Below are 20,041 nucleotides of genomic sequence, written 5' to 3' on the forward strand. Positions count from 1 at the left end.
TATAACCATAAAACACCCTCGCCCCAAAGCCAGCTGGCTGAGACGAGGGATGCAATTACCTTTGAAAGTGAAGAAAGTCTTCGGCTTATTCGCCTTGCTTTTCTTCTTTCTTTTCTTTTTTCTTCGTTTTAATGTGCAGTTGATCCAGTTGAGCTGTATCCACCAGATTCGGCGCGCCAACCATCAGGTCTGTTGCACTTGCTGTTTTAGGGAATGCAATCGTTTCGCGCAAGTTGGTGCTGCCTGCAAGCAGCATCACAAGTCTGTCGAAGCCAAATGCGATCCCGCCATGCGGAGGCGTGCCGTATTCAAATGCGTTTAACAGGAAGCCGAATTTCTCTTGTGCTTCTTCAGGGGAGAATCCAAGTGCGTTGAACATCTTCTCCTGTACTTCACGCTTGTAAATACGCATGGAACCTCCGCCTACTTCGTAGCCGTTAAGCACGATGTCGTAGGCTTGTGCACGGATCTGACCAGGATCCGTATCGAACAATGCCAGATCCTCGTCTTTCGGGCGTGTGAACGGATGGTGCTCCGCTACATAACGTTTTGCTTCTTCATCATATCCAAGCAATGGGAAGTCAACCACCCATGCAAACTTATATTCATTATCGTTAATCAGGTTCAAGCGGCGTCCAACGAGTAAACGCAGATTGCCGAGTACATCAGCCACAACTTTCTTCGTGTCTGCCGAGAACAACAGAAGATCGCCTTCTTCAGCTCCGAGACGATCACGCAGAGCCGCAATTTCTTCCTCGTTGAAGAATTTCACGATCGGTCCTTTAAACTCGCCATCCTTCACTTGAATCCATGCCAATCCTTTAGCTCCGTAACGTGCAGCGAATGGTGCAAGATCGTCGATCTCTTTACGGCTCCACGTGCCACAGCCTTTTGCATTTAAGCATTTTACGACGCCACCCTTTTCGATGACCGATGCAAATACTTTAACTCCAGAGGAAGATACAATATCACATACGTCAACTAGTTCCAGACCAAAGCGAAGATCTGGCTTGTCAGAACCATACTTGTTCATTGCATCCTGGTAAGTGATGCGTTGGAACGGTGTAGGGAGCTCGATTCCTTTTGTTTCTTGGAACAATCGAACCATTAGCTCTTCCATCATACCAAACAAATCCTCTTGAGATACGAAGGATGTCTCGATATCGACTTGGGTAAATTCAGGCTGTCTGTCAGCGCGCAAATCTTCGTCACGGAAACAACGTGCAATTTGATAATAACGCTCCATACCGGATACCATGAGCAATTGCTTAAAGATTTGCGGCGATTGCGGCAACGCATAAAATTCACCTGGATGCACACGGCTAGGCACAAGATAATCACGAGCACCTTCCGGCGTGCTATTTACCAAAATAGGCGTTTCCACCTCGATGAACTCGTTGTTGTCCAGATAATCACGGAACACTTTGGCTGCTTTAGAACGCATCATCAATGTTTGCTGCATCTCTGGACGACGAAGGTCCAGATAACGGTACTTAAGACGAAGAGTTTCGTCAATCTCAATACCATCCTCAATGAAGAATGGAGGGTTTTTTGCTGCGTTCAGCACATCAATCTCAGTCACACGAACTTCGATCTGGCCTGTAGGCAAATTCGGGTTAACCGTCTCCGCATCACGTTCGACTACTGTACCGCGTACAGCAATTACGTACTCGTTGCGCACACGATCCGCTATGTCATGTGCTGCTTGCGAGAACTCCGGATTAAATACGGCTTGCATAAGTCCACTGCGGTCACGCAGGTCAACGAACAATACTCCACCCAAGTCACGGCGTCGTTGTACCCAACCATTTAATGTCACCGTTTCACCAATATTGGCCGTTGTAAGCTTTCCACAGTGATGCGTCTTGTACATCATAAAAGGCACTCCCCATCTTCTATTAGATCTTTTAAGCTCGTATTTAAGCTCAATTTATTACGACTGTTGAATCGTTTGGATCAGCTCATCAAGCTTCACCATACGCTGTTCACCAGTTGATAATTGCTTCAATGCGATTTCACCGCGAGACAATTCATCCTCGCCCAAGATAGCTGCAAATCGTGCCTGCATCCGTTCAGCCGACTTCATCTGCGCCTTCATTTTCCGGCCCTGATAGTCCTTCTCGGCTGCGATACCGGCAACCCGCAGTTGATTAAGCAGCTTAGCCACTTCATCCTCAGCTTGCTCGCCCAAACCAACTAGATACACATCCAGCGGAGATTGCTCATTGCATTGAACACCTTGGTGCTCCAGCAACAAGGCAATCCGCTCCATCCCCAAGCCGAAGCCGATCCCCGGCTGATCCGGTCCGCCTATACTTGCAACAAGACCGTTATATCGGCCGCCGCCGCCAACTGTATCAATGGCGCCAATACCTTGCGCTTTGTACTCAAATGCCGTGTGCGTGTAATAATCGAGTCCACGTACAAGTCGGTGGTTAATTCGATACTCTACGCCCATTGCACTTAAGAGCTGCTTCACCTTTTCAAAATGAGTCGCACATTCTTCATCCAAGCTATCTAGGATGGACGGCGCATCACCAAACTTGTCTTGGTCTACCTTACAATCCAGCACGCGCAGCGGATTACGCTCCATGCGTGATTGACAATCTTTGCACAATGTCTCTTTCATAGGCGTCAAGAAATCAAGCAAGGTTTGACGGTATGCCGCGCGACTATCTGCATTGCCTACAGAGTTAATCTCCACAAGAACACCAGACAATCCGATTTCTTTCATAAAATGATACCCGAGTGAAATAATTTCTGCATCCAAGCTTGGGTCCACTGCACCTAACGCCTCTACACCGAATTGGTGGAATTGACGGTAGCGTCCTGCTTGTGGACGCTCATAGCGGAACATAGGTCCAATGTAATACAGCTTCGTGACGTCAGGATCACCATACAGCTTGTTCTCTACATAAGAACGAACGGCACCTGCTGTCCCTTCTGGGCGTAAAGTCATGCTGCGATTTCCTTTGTCGCTGAAGGTGTACATTTCTTTTTCCACTACATCCGTTGTCTCGCCCACTCCACGCTCAAACAATTCAGTTGCTTCGAAAATAGGAGTACGAATTTCCTTGTAATTAAATCTGCGGCACATCTCGCGCGCTTTCTGCTCAACGGTCTGCCAAATTTCGACCGTTCCTGGCAAAAAGTCTTGTGTACCCTTCGGCTTCTGGAATGCCATTTACGCAACCTCCTATACTTATGAGACAAGCCTTGATTCACAAGCTCGGTCATCCCAAGCTGAGGCACAGGCTGAAATTCTCGTCTTCATCTCTCGCCATAAATATTTGAAAACAAAAAAACTCCCGTCCCGCGTTAAAATAACGCAAAGGGACGAGAGATTGGTTGTTCCATTCACCCGTGGTGCCACCCACATTCCGGATCCATGTCAGCATATTGCTTGACTACAGGTATCAGAGGATAAAATATCCTACCGAATACCATACATGTTCCGCTTCATTCGCGTATAACGTCCGCGCTACGCCTAACGTCTACTGCTATAAGCAATTAATGCCCAGCCTCGCCGCAGGTTCTCGGGGGTGTCATTCGTTCGTCCTTCATTAAGACCCTTCCAGCCTTGGGGTCTCTCTCTGAATAAGAGGGTTCGAAGTACTTGTTCCCGTCATCAAATCAAATATCATAAAGAGATTATATGAAGAACATTGTAATAATTTACTCCATTAAAGTCAAGAGGCATTACAAAAAAAGAAAAAAACCTACATCATCAAATGTAGGTTTGTCAAAAGTATATATTCTTAAAAGGGGGTCATGTCACTTATTATAGGGACTGATTGTTAAAGGAACATGAAACGCAGGTTACAGAAAGATTACAAATAAGAAAACGCTTCATTTTCCTGTTTACGATTGCGTGTAGAGTGGAAACAATTGATCCATCATTTCGATCTTCTTTCGTGTCACTTCTACGTAATTGTCATTGTACACTTTAGGCTCTTTAGGATTGGCAAATCGGGAGATAGCCCCTGTCTCAGGATGCACCCACTTTGTAGTCGCCCCACAGCCAAGCCCCAAAATAGACTGGATTTCTTCAATAATTAAAATGTTGTATAAACTTTCAGTACCCGGAATGGAATAACCAACATTCTCAAGGTTGCCTAAAATATTTTTCTGCCGGTACAAATAATACGGAACGTATCCATGGGCATCTGTCCATTCGCTCGCCGCAGTCATCATCTGTGCGATCTCATGTCGGTCTGCAACCTTAAATTTCTCTTCGCCACGGTGCTGTGTCATTTCAGAGGCTCTCTTAAAAGACAAGGTATGTACCGTTAACGACTCTGGCATCAATTTCTCGGTCTCGCACAAAGTGTGATCGAACTCCTCGACGCCTTCACCCGGCAATCCAATAATGAGATCCATATTGATATTGTTCATGCCCATTTCACGTGCCAGCTTATACTTTTCGATCGTTTCTTCAACACTATGATGTCTGCCGATAATATCCAAAGTTTCTTGAATGTAAGATTGCGGATTAATACTAATTCGGTCAATATTCCATTTGCGCAGCACATCCAGCTTCTCTGGCGTAATGGTGTCAGGACGACCCGCTTCAACTGTAATTTCTCGCACATTCCCTACATCTGGGAAGGATTCATACATCTCCTCATACAACATATCCATTTCTTCCGCTGTAATACTTGTTGGTGTGCCGCCACCATAATAAATGGTAGTAATTCGCACCCCTCGCTCCTTCAGGAAGCGACCGATCTCGCGAATCTCATAATGAAGTCCACCCAAAAATGAGTTCACAGACCCTTGGCGCCCATTAATATCGTAAGCAGGGAACGTGCAGTACGCACACTTCGTCGGACAGAAAGGAATACCAATATAGATACTAATCTCCTTTTGCAGGTTATCCAGGTCGGGCAATGCCGTTAACTGACGTTCAACGATACGCTCCATTAGAGCTACTTTTTGATCCGTTACCAAGTAGTCTTCCTTTAACTCCTTACGTGCCGCATCCGAAGCCAGTCCCCGTCTACGCGCATCATGCATCAGCTTAGTCGGTCGCACTCCAGTCAATATCCCCCATGGCTGCTCGATACCTGTCCAATCCGTCAATACTCGAAGCAGCGCATGGCAGAGACTGTTCTTAACCTGCTTCCGAAATTGCTCGTGTGTCGCCTCAGCCGTCACGTCTCTTGTATGTTCAGCTTCATACAATCTTACACTGCCGTCCTGAAGCTTAATCCGCAGTGAGCCATAGGCCCGTAAACAGCGCGAAGCAGCGTGATGATCTACTAAACCTGAGCTGTCTTCCGTATGCAGCCTTAAGACAGCATCGAACTCTCCCCAATCCGGTTCCCCGTCGCCAACAAGGCCGTCTGTAACCACATACGTCACTTCTGGTTGTTCGACATATAATTGAATAATATGAACAAGCGAGCGCTCAAACGCTGCTTCATTAGCTGTTAATCGAATACGCATTGGTAAATCCTCCCACTATTACACCTGACAGTAAAATAAACAAAAATAAAAGCCCCTAATCGGAGCTTCAACACTTCTTGATGAATTGTAACATAGGTCACAGGGAGAATAAAGAAATCAGTTATTACCCCAACTAAGCGACACCGTTTATCTGCGGTGACTAGGGTACGGTCGTCTCATACTGCGCTCCTCCGCATGCTCCTGACTCATATTGGCTGATGTTTCACGCATAGACTGCGTCATGGCCATGTGTCCGTACTGAATAGCTAGCTGCTGCAACGATTGACGCATAGTTGGCGCTCCTTCATCTTGAGATGCCAATAGTATGCGTGATATCTATCCCTATCTATTCGTCCTCTTTAATTACTCAAATCCACAGCAAATCAACTCATGCATGACTTAGCGTGACTGGCTGTCCAGTATTAACGTCACTGGTCCCCAATTTGTAAACTGCACATCCATCATCGCACCAAAAATGCCTGTTGACACGGGCAGGTCATGTTTGCGCAAGCATTCATTAAAGAACTCATACAACTGCTCTGCCTGTTCAGGACGCGCAGCCGCCATAAAGTTAGGACGTCTCCCCTTCCTACAATCTCCAAACAATGTAAACTGTGATACTGACAAGATAGCACCACCAATATCTTGAACAGAGAAATTCATTTTCTCTTGTTCATCCTCAAATATGCGCAGTCCCGCAATCTTGTCCGCCAACCACTGTGCATCCTGCTCCGTATCTTCATGTGTGACGCCAACCAACAGCACCAGTCCTTTATCAATTTCACCTACTGTATCCTGATTGACAATGACTTTTGCAGCTTTAGAACGCTGTACGACTATTTTCACGTGCGTAACTCCTCTCCGAATTGAGCATCTGATTATTGCCATACTCATATAAGAACAGCCGCCCCGTGGGCGGCTGCTTTGACTATTGCATAATACGCTGTACCGTGTATACATCCTTCACACGCTTAATCTTCTCCACTACCGAATGCAAATGTTCAGTATTCCGGATAAGTACCGTCATATGAATAAGCGCAAGCTTGTTTTTATCGGAACGCCCTGATACAGCCGCGATGTTCGTCTTGCTCTCTGATACGACCTGCAGCACTTCATTCAAAAATCCGCGTCGATCCATGCCTGTAATCTCGATATCTACGCTGTAGTTGGCCTCGATCGACTCTTCCCACTCGACTTCGATGATACGCTCGGCTTCTTCGCCTTCGATCTCCTTCGGCAGGTTCAGACAATCCGCACGGTGCACGGACACACCCCGACCCCGGGTGACGTATCCAACGATATCATCTCCTGGCACCGGATTACAACAACGAGCAAAACGCACGAGTAAATTATCGATTCCTTTGACACGGACACCATTTGTCGGACGAGACTTCCGCTCATTGGAATCTTTCTTCATCTCTTTGATCTCGTGTGTAAGCTCAAGATGCGCTGCTTGCGCCTCTTCTGCTTCCTTACGAAGCTTCTCAGTCAAGCGAGTACAGACTTGTGCTGCCGTAAGACCTCCGAAGCCAATCGCGGACATCATATCCTCAACATCGTTAAAGTTAAACTTCTTGGCCACTTCCATCAGCTTGTCTTCCGACATCCAGCCTTGCGGATCAATGCCCAGTCGTTTTAACTCACGCTCAATGGAGTCACGGCCCTTCTGAACATTCTCTTCCCGCTTCTCCTTCTTGAACCACTGTTTAATCTTGGAGCGAGCATGCGAAGACTGAGCAATCTTAATCCAGTCTGCACTAGGACCGTACGAATGTTTGGATGTTAATATTTCAACAATATCGCCTGTCTTCAACTTATGATCAAGCGGCACGATGCGACCGTTCACTTTAGCCCCAATGGTACGGTTTCCAACCTCCGTATGGATGCGGTACGCAAAGTCAAGCGGTACGGAGCCTGCCGGAAGCTCGATCACTTCCCCTTTTGGCGTAAACACGAATACGAGATCCGAGAAGAAATCCATTTTAAGCGATTCGACAAATTCGCTAGCATCTTTTGTCTCCTGCTGCAGATCCAGAATCTCACGCAAAAATGTCATCTTCTCTTCAAAACTCCCGCCTATAAGGCTCTGGTTGCCCTCCTTATAAGCCCAATGCGCGGCAATACCATACTCAGCCGTTCGATGCATATCCCATGTGCGGATCTGCACCTCTGTCGGCTCGCCTGTCGGACCGATAACCGTCGTATGAAGCGACTGGTACATATTGGCCTTCGGCATGGCGATATAATCTTTAAACCTGCCAGGCATCGGTTTCCATAAGGTATGAATGATGCCCAAGGTGGCATAACAATCTTTAATATTGTCGACCAAAATGCGGATCGCAAGCAGATCGTAAATCTCATTAAACTGCTTATTTTTCACCGTCATCTTCTTATACACGCTGTAAATATGCTTAGGTCTGCCGGATAAGTCAGCTTCAATGCCCATCTCGTCCAGCTTCTCGTTAATCCGCAGGATGACGTCGGAAATAAATTGCTCCCGTTCAGCCCGCTTCTTATGCATCAAATTAGCTATGCGATAATACTGCTGCGGGTTCAAGTAACGAAGCGCAATGTCCTCCATCTCCCACTTGATTGCGGAAATACCTAGACGATGCGCAATCGGACAGAATATCTCCAGCGTCTCATAGGCAATACGGCGCTGACTCTCTTCCGATTGAAACTTCAGTGTGCGCATATTGTGCAGGCGGTCCGCAAGCTTGATCACGATAACACGTATGTCATTCGCCATCGCGACAAACATTTTGCGATAATTCTCATTCTGCTGCTCTTCCTTTGAGCGAAACTGGATACGTTCAAGCTTCGTTAAGCCATCCACCAGCATTGCACATGTCTCGCCGAACTTCGCACGAATCTCATCAAGAGAAACAGAGGTGTCCTCCACGACATCATGAAGCAGAGCTGCGACGATAGATGTTGGATCCATCTGCATGCCCACTACGATATCCGCTACAGCCAAGGGATGTAAGATATAAGGTTCTCCAGACTTCCTAATCTGCCCATAATGGGCTTTGTCCGCGAATTCATAAGCTTCACGTATGCGGATCAAGTCTGGCTCTTTCATATAAGTAGAAGCTTTAGTTATCAATTGGTCGATGCCCATTGGACTCGTCTCGATTCCTTTCTATCCGGGTCGTTCGTCGTCCCTGTTTACAGATTATCCTATAATTATGCCTTTGAACCGTATTGCCGTCAATGGCTATCGCTGTTATTCCACGGATATGTATGTCGGTTGTTGTCGAATATAAGAGAATAATTACAAAAACAGGGGTTCATGTCACCTTTTTTAACACGAATATTAAAAAAGTTGTTGTAATTCGACGCCAATTCGATGTAGATTATATAGTTAGGTTTACAATTAAATACGAAATAAAGGAGTGCATCCGCATTGCAACGCGAAATTCAAGTGCTTGAAAAGCCCGCTCTTATGCCGGGTCTGCTGCTGAGCATTCAACATCTGTTCGCCATGTTCGGCTCCACGGTACTCGTACCGAATCTGTTCGAGGTTGATCCAGGTATCGTCCTATTGATGAACGGAATCGGAACCTTATTCTACCTCATCTTATGCCGAGGATTGATTCCAGCGTACCTAGGTTCCAGCTTCGCATTTATTTCACCCGTACTAGTTGTACTCGCTGGCAAGACGGAGAATTATCCGCAGGCATTAGGTGCTTTTATCATATGCGGTGTTGTCTTTATTCTAGTAGCTCTGATCGTAAAGTGGGCAGGCACACGTTGGCTTGATGCGTTATTTCCACCTGCCGCAATGGGCGCGATCGTTGCCGTTATCGGTCTAGAGCTTGTTCCTGTTGCTTCTAACATGTCGGGATTTATACCTGATGCTGCTGGCAATTTGAATTATACGAACATCACACTGGCTGTTATTACTTTAGCAGTTACAGTTATCGGTAATGTCATGTTTCGTGGGTTCTTTAAAATTATACCCATACTTATCGGAATTGTTGTCGGTTATGTGTCCGCCTACTTTATGGATGCGGTTGATATGAGCAAAGTAACGTCAGCAGCATTCCTGAAGCTGCCAACGATTACATATCCAGAATTTAATTGGACGGCGATCTCCATAATCATACCTGCAGCATTGGTTGTCGTTGTAGAACACGTTGGTCATTTGATGGTAACGAGCAATATTGTGGGCAGAGACCTGTCCAAAGATCCTGGACTTCACCGCTCCTTGCTCGGCAACGGAATCTCGACTATTTTTTCCGGCTTCTTCGGCTCAACGCCAAACACGACATATGGAGAAAACATTGGTGTAATGGCACTTACTCGTGTGTATTCTGTATACGTCATTGGCGGAGCAGCAGTGATTGCCATTATCATGTCGTTCTTTGGCAATGTGTCTGCCCTTATCGCTAACATCCCAGTGCCAGTGATGGGTGGCGTCTCGTTACTCCTGTTCGGGGTAATCGCGGCGTCTGGTCTGCGTATTCTGGTTGATTCAAAGGTAGACTTCAGCAAGCCTAAAAACCTGCTCTTGACTACACTTGTTATCGTTATCGGTATAAGCAATGCTACTTTAAAGCTCGGCGATGTTGAATTAAAAGGTATGGCGCTTGCGACGGTTCTGGCCATCGTCTTAAATCTGTTCTTTATTTTGATTGACAAGCTCGGATTATCCAATGATCACGAGAAGTCAGCTCATTAAATTGAACTAACAAATCCCCCATTGAAACCTCTCATCAAAGCTAATCTTGAGAGGTTTTAAGGGGGATTCTTATTAGTTAACCACTTTAAATTCGGGATCTGTAATGTTCAGCTTTCCTTTTAATCCATCCGTTACATAAATGTCCTTGTTATTTGTAATAAAGAACGCTTCCATCCCTGCTATACGGTTCATATGCTTAAGACCTTCCTCAAGGCCCTCCAAAAACACAGCGGTTGACAGTGCATCAGAATCCGTAGCGTTGTCAGCAATAATCGTCACACTCATTAGCTCATTTTGTTCGGGATAACCGGTCTTCGGGTTAAGCAGATGATGGTATCTGACTCCATCCTTCATAAAGAATCGTTCATATACCCCAGAGGAATCAATTGTTTCTCCCTTCAGCTTAATCGTACCTATCTGAGTGCCCCTACTCTTGTCCGGATTTTGGATACCGATCACCCAAGCACTTCCATTCGGTTTTTCACCAATTGTAACGATTGAACTTCCACCCAGATTAACGAGGGCATGTTTAATCCCTTGTGCCTTTAAATAATCAGCTACTCGGTCAGCCGCGTAACCTTTGCCGATCCCCCCTAGATCCAATACCATGCCCGGTTTTGTTAGACGTACTGATCTGTCTGCCCCGTTTAATTCGATATTTTTATAATTTACTTTGTGAATTGCTGCCTGTAGTTCTGCCTTATCTGGAATCTTAGCATTATCATGCCCGATATTCCAAAGATTAACGAGTGGACCTACACTCGGATCAAATAATCCATCGGTTTCCTTCCCGTATTGAACAGAAAGCTCAATAGCTTCAAAAGTGTCCGCAGACACACGAACTGCTGATTTGCCAGCCGCTTCATTAACAGCTGCTAATTCGCTGTTATCCTTCGTGCGGCTCATGTGGCTGTCTATACTTTTCATGATGTGGTCGATTTCCTGAAAGTGATGCTCATGATCACCTTTATCATAAATCTTAATGTTAACTACTGTATCAAATATAAAATAACTTTTGTCTTGATAAGCTGGGGGCTGCGGCGCCGCTTCAGGCGCTTTCACTTCTTTAGTGTTCCACTTTACTGCAAACAATGCTGCAATGACAAGAATAATCACTCCAAGTCCAATCATAGCCGTTTTTTTGTTCATGGCTGTCCCTCGCTCTTTTATTTATGTATGTTTGCCATTTAGAATACACTAATTCGTTAACCAGAATGAACTGAACTATGAACATTTTAAAAATAATGAACCTAACTCCCAATATGCCCCAAAATCAAAAGCAAGCTGACACCTCTCTAAGAGGGCATCAGCTTGTCATGCAGCGCATCAATCAGATGCTAATAATTCACTTAATATGTCATTAACGATTGGACTTCAATACCTTGAAGCTTCTCGCGGCCATTTAAATAGCCAAGCTCAATCAAGAATACCGCACCTACAACTTCTCCGCCCAGTTGGCGTATCAGTTCAATCGTTGTTGAGATCGTACCACCAGTCGCAAGCAGATCATCAGCAATCAGTACTTTCTGTCCTGGCTGAATCGCGTCACGATGCATCGCAAGCTTATCTTTGCCATACTCCAGATCGTAACCTGCCTCAATTGTATCTCCTGGCAGCTTTCCGCTCTTACGAATCGGCACAAAGCCTGCTCCGATAGCTAATGCAAGAGGTGCACCTACGACAAAACCACGTGCCTCTGGACCTGCTACCAAGTCAACATCCATACCTTTAACTAATTCATGCATTGCGTTAATAGATTCACGGTAGGCAGCCCCGTCTTTAAGCAGCGTTGTAATGTCCTTAAAGCGGATGCCTGGCTGGGGAAAGTCAGGAATAACACGAATATAAGACTTAAAATCCATAAGTCAATTCCTCCTCGAACGTTATCGTCTCAACGATAATTTAGAAATATAATAAAATTTCATTATGCCTTACATCAGTATGTCTACTCACCTAGCGGCTTGTCCCATGCGGCAAGCAGCAGCTGCCTGAGCGCATCGGTCGTACCGTCATACCATACAGATTCCCATTCACTTAAACGTTCCCACTCTTTGTACCGCGGGGAAGCGTCCAAAGATGTCTTCCTGGGCACTTCAACCATGGAATAAGTAGCACCTGCTGCGCTAGCTTCCACGGTCACAAACTCCAAATCGCGAAATACATCAAGCAGTACCGACAATTCGCGCACAGACAAACCTGTCCGGCTGGACAATGACATCAGCGTCCCTTTGTTGTCCTGCCATGTCCGCAAGCGCTTGAGCTCTGCAAATGCGGGTACAATCCTGCTGCGATCTGGCGAGCGCAGCAAGCCTTCCTCCGGCTTACGCGGCAAGAGCACATGCACACGTTCAACACTTGGGTAGCGTTGACCTACGTACGACCAAGACTCCGCAGACTCCATTGGAATGCAGCTCAATACAATGTCACGTACCTGCTCGCTCGCAAAGGGTTGACTTTGCTGAAAGCTGCCTGCATCGGACAACTGCACATAAGGCTCTGCCGCATATACACCCGCTTCCTGACGTGAAGTTAGCCAGATAGCTTCTCCGGCACGACTTGCATTCAGCTTGCGGGTCAGCTCAACAGCAGCGCTAATCGGTTCGCGCGATCCCCGCAAATCGAATAGCTGCCGTTCCCGGATGCGGATATCCTGCAGCATAAGCTGTGGTTTGCGTGAACTATTCCATTCATTGATGGACAATTCACCAAGTACATCTGTCACCACATTTGGCGAAATTCGATCTGCTAGTGTGCCTTTATGAAAGGCCACAGCATCCAATGTAGCACGGTCTTGCGTCAACATCAACTTTAAATGTTGACCCTCTTTTCCCATCGTGCGTTTTTCGTGTACACGAGCGTCTGTAATGATGACCTTCGGAGTGGAATTACCCATGCCAAACGGTTCCAAACAACTTAGTTCATCAATCACCTGAATCGGAACTTCAAGCAGACTGCAAGCGGCGTCAGCATCCGTACAGGGGATATATTGTTCCTCGGTTAATTGTTCATCAGCAATGTTCTGTAGAGCTTGCTCCAACTGTGTCAGCTTCTCATACGCAATCGTCATGCCGGCTGCTGCCTGATGGCCACCATAATGCTCAAACAATTCCCCGACCTGCGACATCGCACCATACAAGTCAAAACCATCAATTGAACGAGCGGAGCCTTTACACTTGCCCGTTTCTTCATCATGCCCCAGTACAAAGGTAGGCCGATAATAACGTTCCACAATCTTGGAGGCGACAATGCCGATAACACCTACATTCCAGCCTGCCTGTGCCAATACGATAACATTAGGTACTTTACCCGCAGCCTCAATTTTATCGGCAAGCTGCTGTTCCGCTTCCTTAACGATCCGCTCCACAATCTTCTGTCGTTCCTTATTCAGACGATCTAGTTCCTCCGCACATGCTAGTGCTTCATCCAGCTTATCAGTGGTTAGCAACTGCACCGCTGTGTCCGCATGATCCAGCCTACCGCTGGCATTAATACGTGGTGCCATAGAAAATGCAATATGAGTAGAAGTTAAGGCGCTGGCATCCACGTTGCCGATCTGCAACAGCGCCTTAATACCCGGATAAGCGGAATTGCGCATGCGCATAAGCGCACTTTTGACCATGATGCGGTTCTCGCCCGTTAGCGGCATCAAATCTGCTACGGTCCCAATGGCCGCTAGATCAAGCAAATGCTCCGGCACCCGATCTAACAAAGCATGTGCCAACTTAAAAGCTACGCCTACGCCTGCCAGGCCCTTGAAAGGATAAGGACAATAATCAAGCTTAGGATTAACAAGTGCATAAGCTTTAGGCAGCACTTCCGGCGGCTCATGGTGGTCTGTTACGACAACGTCGATTCCGCAGCTAGTCGCATGTTCAATTTGATCAACAGCGCTAATTCCAGTATCTACGGTGATAATAAGTGTTACACCCTGTTCCTTTGCCTTATCTATAGCTGTCGTATTCAGTCCATATCCTTCATTTGCGCGATGCGGAATGTAATAGTCAAAGTCAGCACCTAACTCACGCATCAGATGGATCATTAAAGAGGTACTGGATACTCCATCCGCGTCATAGTCGCCGTATATCCAAATCCGTTCTTTAGCTGCAATCGCTCGGCGAATCCGTTCTACTGCTTGAGGCATCCCTGCCAACTGATACGGATCCAACATATCATCAATCGTATCATTTAGAAAATGACCAACAAGTTGTGCATCGTCAATACCGCGGACGATCAGAAGCTTCGCCAGAAGCGGAGATATGTTTACTTCGGCCGCCAGCTTCGCCACACGTTCTTCTGACACTTCAGCACAACGCCATCTTGTTCGTGGTTGAAGCATTACAGCCTCCTTCTTAGGGAAAGGTTATTTAATAGTATAACAATGAAATTTATGGCTATTATTGCAGCCATTTTGGAGAACGATCTCTCACGTCCCGCTGCTGTCCTTGAATGGGATAACCAGGGTCAAACGGATTGATGTGTACAAACACATCCGCAACGTGCAAAAATTTGTGCAGCAAATGCTGCTTGACCCGTTTGCCTACACTGTGCCCCTCTGCAACAGTTAGCGCAGGATTCACACTAATCTTAATATCAACGATAACGTAGTGACCGTGTTCACGAGCTCGGAGCTCATCCACCAGTATGACACCATCCACCGTCTGCACTGCTTTAATGAGCGGATTCGCTTCTTCATCATGCAGGACATGATCCATTGTCGAATGAATGGAATCTATCACCAGCCTATAGCCCATCTTGAGAACCAACAAGGCTACCGCCAGCCCTGCAACCGGATCTAGGTACAACAGCCAAGCAATGCCGAACTTACCACCAAGCATTGCGGCACCTACCCCAATCAAGGCTGCAATCGAAGAATATACATCGGAACGATGCTCCCATGCATTGGCAATAAGCGCTTGTGAAGATAACCGCTTTCCTAAGCGATATTTGTATTGAAACATGCCTTCCTTCACCACAATTGACAAAAGCAGTACCGCAAGCGCATACCACTCGGGTATGTCCACGTGACCGCCATAGATCGCTTTGATAGCAGAAATAAGGAGTTCCAAGCCTACTACAAGCAGGAGGACAGACACAATGATCGCCGCAATAGACTCTGCTTTTCCGTGCCCGTAAGGGTGATCCCGATCGGGAGGCCGCTTTGCAGCTTTAATGCCAACGAGGACGGCAAACGAACCGGCTACGTCAGATGCAGAGTGAAATGCATCCGCAATCAGTGCTTGGCTCCCTGAGGAAAAGCCCGCAATCCCTTTAAGACCCGCCAACAAAATATTACCGATTATGCCAACCCATGCGCCGGTTTCTGCTTGTGCAAAACGGTCAGCTGCCATACTTCATCCCTCGTTTACTCACCAATTCAACTCTATTAGCACTTCCATAGGCCTAACACGCTAAAACCGCGTCGCAACGGACGCGGCTTCAACGAATAAACAGGCCAAGCGCTTAGAGCAACAATGGACATTTATTCCTGCTATATCAGTTTACGCAGCAAGCACGCAAACTATCATAAAAAACAAAATTAAGCTTGTTGAGGCTTTTTAACTGTATTACTTGTCTTCTTTTCTTTGTTCTTAAGCACAGCCCACAGTGGGCTTGCAATAAAGATAGAAGAGTATGCGCCAAATGCCAAACCAATAATAATCGCAAGCGAGAACATCCGAATGGATTCACTACCGAATACAAACAAGCAGACAGCTGCAACAAGTACCGTCAACACCGTATTAATGGAACGTGTAAGTGTCTGATACACACTATCATTAACTAGGTGAGCCAGGTCGTTCCAGTTGCGAACTTTAGCAAATCGAAGATTCTCGCGGATCCGGTCAAAAATAACTATCGTATCGTTGATGGAATATCCGATAATCGTCAAGATCGCAATAATAAACGGCAGATTGACTTCAAGTCGGAAGATTGAGAATACGCTAATAACCATAAAAGCATCATGCAGCAAGGCAATAACCGCAGAGATGGCAAAACGCCACTCAAAGCGAATGCTTACATAAATGATAATCCCGATTGATGACAACAAGACGGCCCAGATCGCATTACGCTGCAGTTCCTTCGCAATCTCTACATCAACCGTGTTCACTTCAAACGAAGATCCAGGAGACAATTTGCCGAAGTCATCCTTTAGCTGTTTCTCCATCTTGTCCGTTAGCACTTCGTTAAAGCGAATATTAATTCGCTCGCTACCCATCGTAACATGAGGAGCCTTGGACATCTCGTACTTATCGAGCAGCTTGTCTACTTCAGCTTTCTCCACTTGTTTCTTGATTGTAATGTCCACATTCGTACCGGAGCTAAAGTCGACCCCGTAATTTAATCCGAAAATACCAAGTACTGCAACCCCTATTATCGTAATTGCAATCGAGAAAATAAAGAAATATTTACTGCTGTGTACAAAGTTAAACGTTCCTTTAAAGCGCACGGATGTCACGCTCCTTCACACCGTAATACCCAGGCTTGTTCCAAATGTTAGCCTTGATGACCAATTGAAGCAGCAGGCGCGAAATGTACACGTTCGTAATAATCGTACATACCACCGTCATCATCAAAATAAGTGCAAAGCCTTTAACTTGGCTCTCCCCGAGGAAGTACATCACAACAGCAGCGATAACCGTTGTCACGTTGGCGTCAATAATCGTACGGAACGAGTTCTTCGATCCAGCTCTCAGTGACGACATAACCGACTTGCCACTCTTCATCTCGTCTTTAATACGTTCATAGGTAATAATGTTGGCATCAACAGCCATCCCTAATCCCAGTACAAAGGCCGCTATCCCCGGAAGCGTAAGTGTAATATCTGACATCCAGAATACAAAGAGCAACAGCCATGTAAATAGAATAAGACAGAAGCTCGCAATAATACCTGGCAAACGGTAAACGGCTAACATAAAGATCAGAATCAGCACGGTACCAATTAGCCCGGCTTTGACTGTCTGATCCAAAGATAATTTACCAAGCGTAGCTGCTACACTCTGCGTATACTTCTCGGTCAGCTTCAGCGGGAGCGAGCCCAAGTTGATCGTATCACGCAGCTCATTAGCTTCGGCATTTGTCTTTTGTCCAGTAATTGTTGCTTCGCCACCAGAAATTTCAAAATTAACTGCTGGATCCGATATCATCTTCTCGTCCATGTAGATGGCCAGATGATTGCGTCCTTCACTTACTTTGGAAGCAAGACGCTTCGTAATCTCAGAAAACTTGTTCGCATCCTTCAGCTTAATGGAAACGACGGGGCTCTTTAGCTCGTCATAAACGACCTTTGCGCCACCCTCTACAAAGTCTGTTCCTTTTAGCTCGACCTTACAATAATCTGTAGCTGTCTTACAGCCATCTGAGCTCCGGAATGTTAATACCGATGGTTCTTTCAACTTCTCACGCACTGCCTGATCATCACCAACAGCCGCAATCTTCACTCGAATGCGGTTAGAGCCTTCTGTCGTAATTTCAGGTTCGCTAGTACCTTGAGCGTTAATCCGTTTCTCCAAACTCTTCGCAGTCTGTGTTAAGGTTTCAGAAGTAATCTTTCCACCCGGCTCAAGAGGTGATGCTTCATAAAGAATTTCGAAGCCGCCTTGTAAGTCCAGACCGAGACGAATGTTGTTCAGTATCGATGGGCTAGTCCATGCCATAACACCTAACGATACAACAACGATGAGCAAAAATGCCATCATCCGTTTCATTTCGTCCCATTCCCCTTTCATATTCAATATTCCTATTATAATAGCCGTCAAAAAACGAGTCAATTTGCATATTAAAGATAGGAAAGCATTTACACAACCATTATAACAACTTCTAACCTACTTAAATCCGTGAAAAAAGTCGCACCTTTAAGAAAAGGGAGACCCGCGATAAGCTGACATTGTCATATAATTCATAAATTTGGTCACTTTTAACGACAAAATATCATTGACCACCTCATGAACTGCCGGTTCACCACTTTTCTTGTACTTCTCACTGACACACTCCCATACTTCAGCAGCCGTCACATGCTCATAACCAATCAAGTGAAATTCTTCCGCTTTGCTCTGACATAACAATTCAACATCTTCATCCTGCAGTTTATCCATCTCTACTTCTAAATCGAGTTCAACCCCTAGCTGCTCCACCATAACGGCCTCTCCCTTCCGTTCACTCTACTTTCATTCGCGCCTCACAACACCTGTTCCTGCTTACTAAAAGTCTAGAAGTAAAAATGTGCGGTATGTAATATGGACAACCGCATATGAATGAAGTAATGACAATAGGTACAAGTTACCTCAAGCGAGGGATCGTCGGTGAAAAAACAATCCTTTATCCAAGGCACGCTCATACTGCTAGCTGCCGGTATCGTCAATCGTATACTCGGCTTCATCCCGCGCATCACACTGCCTAGAATCATCGGAGCAGAAGGAGTTGGCATTTACCAGCTCGGCTACCCATTCCTTATCGTTATGATTACCATTATTACAGGTGGCGTACCACTGGCTGTCTCCAAGTTAGTGGCTGAAGCAGAATCAAGAGGCGATAGGGCGCGCACATATCGAATTCTACGAGCCGCGCTCTTGTTAACTTCTACCGTTGGTATCCTGCTGTCCATCATCAGCTTGCTGCTAGCCCCATGGATTACGTCACATCTGTTAACGGACAAGCGTGTCTATTTCACTTTTCTTATTATGACACCAATTATCGTTCTTGTCGCTGTATCTTCTGTGCTTCGTGGTTATTTTCAAGGGAAGCATAATATGATTCCCACTGCAGTGTCTCAAGTGACGGAGACGATTATACGTATTATCGCCGTCATCGCCTGCGCCTATGTATTGCTGCCTTATGGTCTGGAGTGGGCAGCCGCTGGCGCAATGCTCGGCACCGTAATTGGCGAGCTAGGAGGGCTGTCTGTACTTTGTTACGAGCTCTACGCCTCCCGCAAGCGGGAACGTATGGAAATCGCCTCAGCGGTTGAGCAGCCTGCATTAGTACTCGAGCAAGAGGTTACATCCCAAACACAAAGAGGCGTATGGCGCAGCATGATGAGAATCGCACTCCCGGTAACGGGTGGGAAGCTCGTCGGCTCCCTCTCCTATTTGGTGGAGTCGATTGCGATTGCCCGCAGCCTAGCCGTAGCTGGCATAGCCACCGCCGTTGCTACAGCACAGTACGGCGCGCTGCAAGGCATGATCATCCCCATCCTGCTGCTGCCCGGAGCGCTCACCTATTCACTTGCCGTATCGCTTGTACCTTCCTTATCCGAAGCATACGGCCGCAACGACATGAAAACGATACATAAGCGGCTTCATCAAGCGATACGACTTGCGCTCGTATGTGGGGCACCGTTTGCGGTAGTCATGTTTGTACTGGCACTACCGCTCTGTGTGCTGCTCTATAATGATCCCGCTGTAGCTCCTATGCTGCGCTGGATGGCACCTATCGCTGTGTTTATTTATATTCAGGCTCCATTGCAAGCCGCGCTGCAAGCACTCGATCGACCAGGGACTGCGCTAACAAATACACTGATCGGCGCAACCCTTAAGCTGTTTCTGATTATCCAGCTTGCTTCAATGCCCGCCTTGGGCATTATGGGTGCAGTGATCGCTATTAGTGTGAATACAGTAATTGTGACATTGCTGCACGCTTGGAGTGTCATTCGATCCTTAAAGCTAAAACTCCCTTGGCTTGACTTCGCTAAAGTAGCTGCAGCAATGGTCATCATGGCTGGTGTCGTGCAGTATATCTACGTACATGCACCTCTTGGTGAGGGCCATGCGCTCTTTCGCTTTATTGCTGGCTGTCTCAGCGGGATTGTGACTTATGTATCTTTGCTCATTGTGATGAAATTAGTAGATCGCAGTGATATGAGCCGTGTGCCAATCTTTGGCCGCTGGTTCTCCCAAAAGCCAACATCGTAACTTA

15 protein-coding genes are annotated in these 20,041 nt (G+C 46.4%); 2 read left to right on the plus strand and 13 right to left on the minus strand.

The genetic code is table 11. The annotated features are described in order from the left end of the window. Positions 1-85: 85 nt before the first annotated feature. From aspS to QP775_RS09915, 6 genes are all read right to left on the minus strand, one after another. On the minus strand, positions 86-1,873 hold the full coding sequence (gene aspS / locus QP775_RS09890; protein WP_239333105.1) for an aspartate--tRNA ligase: 1,788 nt from the start codon (positions 1,871-1,873) through the stop codon (positions 86-88). Positions 1,874-1,933: 60 nt separating this feature from the next. Further along, the gene (gene hisS / locus QP775_RS09895; protein WP_285105545.1) at positions 1,934-3,184 is read right to left on the minus strand and encodes a histidine--tRNA ligase; all 1,251 of its coding nucleotides are present in this window, start codon (positions 3,182-3,184) and stop codon (positions 1,934-1,936) included. A 677-nt stretch (positions 3,185-3,861) separates the two neighbouring features. Continuing rightward, the gene (locus tag QP775_RS09900; protein ID WP_285105547.1) at positions 3,862-5,448 is read right to left on the minus strand and encodes a coproporphyrinogen III oxidase; all 1,587 of its coding nucleotides are present in this window, start codon (positions 5,446-5,448) and stop codon (positions 3,862-3,864) included. Positions 5,449-5,595: 147 nt separating this feature from the next. Continuing rightward, a complete protein-coding gene (locus QP775_RS09905) occupies positions 5,596-5,739 on the minus strand; it encodes a hypothetical protein (RefSeq protein ID WP_239332995.1) in 144 nt (47 codons plus the stop codon). A 108-nt stretch (positions 5,740-5,847) separates the two neighbouring features. Then, a complete protein-coding gene (dtd, locus tag QP775_RS09910; protein ID WP_285105550.1) occupies positions 5,848-6,294 on the minus strand; it encodes a D-aminoacyl-tRNA deacylase in 447 nt (148 codons plus the stop codon). An 82-nt stretch (positions 6,295-6,376) separates the two neighbouring features. Further along, positions 6,377-8,569, minus strand: coding sequence for a RelA/SpoT family protein (locus tag QP775_RS09915; RefSeq protein ID WP_239332999.1), 2,193 nt, complete (start codon positions 8,567-8,569; stop codon positions 6,377-6,379). A gap of 285 nt (positions 8,570-8,854) precedes the next feature. Here QP775_RS09915 and uraA point away from each other — a divergent pair, with 285 nt between their 5' ends. Then, entirely contained in the window at positions 8,855-10,132 is a 1,278-nt protein-coding gene (gene uraA, locus QP775_RS09920; RefSeq protein ID WP_285105553.1) for a uracil permease, read from the plus strand. 72 nt (positions 10,133-10,204) lie between these two features. Here uraA and QP775_RS09925 read toward each other — a convergent pair whose 3' ends face one another. From QP775_RS09925 to QP775_RS09955, 7 genes are all read right to left on the minus strand, one after another. Continuing rightward, positions 10,205-11,281 carry an FAD:protein FMN transferase gene (locus tag QP775_RS09925; protein WP_239333003.1) on the minus strand — a complete coding sequence of 359 codons (1,077 nt, stop codon included), beginning with the start codon at positions 11,279-11,281 and terminating at the stop codon, positions 10,205-10,207. Positions 11,282-11,481: 200 nt separating this feature from the next. Then, entirely contained in the window at positions 11,482-11,994 is a 513-nt protein-coding gene (locus QP775_RS09930; protein WP_239333005.1) for an adenine phosphoribosyltransferase, read from the minus strand. A gap of 83 nt (positions 11,995-12,077) precedes the next feature. Beyond that, a complete protein-coding gene (gene recJ / locus QP775_RS09935; protein ID WP_285105556.1) occupies positions 12,078-14,468 on the minus strand; it encodes a single-stranded-DNA-specific exonuclease RecJ in 2,391 nt (796 codons plus the stop codon). Positions 14,469-14,526: 58 nt separating this feature from the next. Next, complete coding sequence (locus QP775_RS09940; protein ID WP_239333009.1) at positions 14,527-15,480, minus strand: cation diffusion facilitator family transporter; 954 nt, start codon at positions 15,478-15,480, stop codon at positions 14,527-14,529. Between the two features lie 188 nt (positions 15,481-15,668). Further along, positions 15,669-16,577, minus strand: coding sequence for a protein translocase subunit SecF (gene secF / locus QP775_RS09945; protein WP_285105559.1), 909 nt, complete (start codon positions 16,575-16,577; stop codon positions 15,669-15,671). Continuing rightward, the gene (secD, locus tag QP775_RS09950; protein ID WP_239333107.1) at positions 16,567-17,835 is read right to left on the minus strand and encodes a protein translocase subunit SecD; all 1,269 of its coding nucleotides are present in this window, start codon (positions 17,833-17,835) and stop codon (positions 16,567-16,569) included. Before secD ends, secF begins: the two co-directional genes overlap by 11 nt. A gap of 147 nt (positions 17,836-17,982) precedes the next feature. Continuing rightward, positions 17,983-18,222 (minus strand): post-transcriptional regulator, encoded by a 240-nt coding sequence (locus QP775_RS09955; protein ID WP_483312010.1) that lies wholly within the window; start codon positions 18,220-18,222, stop codon positions 17,983-17,985. A gap of 207 nt (positions 18,223-18,429) precedes the next feature. Here QP775_RS09955 and spoVB point away from each other — a divergent pair, with 207 nt between their 5' ends. Beyond that, a complete protein-coding gene (spoVB, locus tag QP775_RS09960) occupies positions 18,430-20,037 on the plus strand; it encodes a stage V sporulation protein B (RefSeq protein ID WP_285105563.1) in 1,608 nt (535 codons plus the stop codon). Positions 20,038-20,041 lie beyond the last annotated feature (4 nt).

It is taken from the genome of Paenibacillus sp. UMB4589-SE434, from assembly GCF_030226685.1.
Classification (GTDB): domain Bacteria; phylum Bacillota; class Bacilli; order Paenibacillales; family Paenibacillaceae; genus Paenibacillus_B.

Bases quoted from the DNA above. Each gene is read 5' to 3' on its own strand.
- aspS (WP_239333105.1), bottom strand. From the start codon at position 1,873: ATGTACAAGACGCATCACTGTGGAAAGCTTACAACGGCCAATATTGGT.
- hisS (WP_285105545.1), bottom strand. From the start codon at position 3,184: ATGGCATTCCAGAAGCCGAAGGGTACACAAGACTTTTTGCCAGGAACG.
- QP775_RS09900 (WP_285105547.1), bottom strand. From the start codon at position 5,448: ATGCGTATTCGATTAACAGCTAATGAAGCAGCGTTTGAGCGCTCGCTT.
- QP775_RS09905 (WP_239332995.1), bottom strand. From the start codon at position 5,739: ATGCGTCAATCGTTGCAGCAGCTAGCTATTCAGTACGGACACATGGCC.
- QP775_RS09915 (WP_239332999.1), bottom strand. From the start codon at position 8,569: ATGGGCATCGACCAATTGATAACTAAAGCTTCTACTTATATGAAAGAG.
- QP775_RS09925 (WP_239333003.1), bottom strand. From the start codon at position 11,281: ATGAACAAAAAAACGGCTATGATTGGACTTGGAGTGATTATTCTTGTC.
- QP775_RS09930 (WP_239333005.1), bottom strand. From the start codon at position 11,994: ATGGATTTTAAGTCTTATATTCGTGTTATTCCTGACTTTCCCCAGCCA.
- recJ (WP_285105556.1), bottom strand. From the start codon at position 14,468: ATGCTTCAACCACGAACAAGATGGCGTTGTGCTGAAGTGTCAGAAGAA.
- QP775_RS09940 (WP_239333009.1), bottom strand. From the start codon at position 15,480: ATGGCAGCTGACCGTTTTGCACAAGCAGAAACCGGCGCATGGGTTGGC.
- secD (WP_239333107.1), bottom strand. From the start codon at position 17,835: ATGAAACGGATGATGGCATTTTTGCTCATCGTTGTTGTATCGTTAGGT.
- QP775_RS09955 (WP_483312010.1), bottom strand. From the start codon at position 18,222: ATGGATAAACTGCAGGATGAAGATGTTGAATTGTTATGTCAGAGCAAA.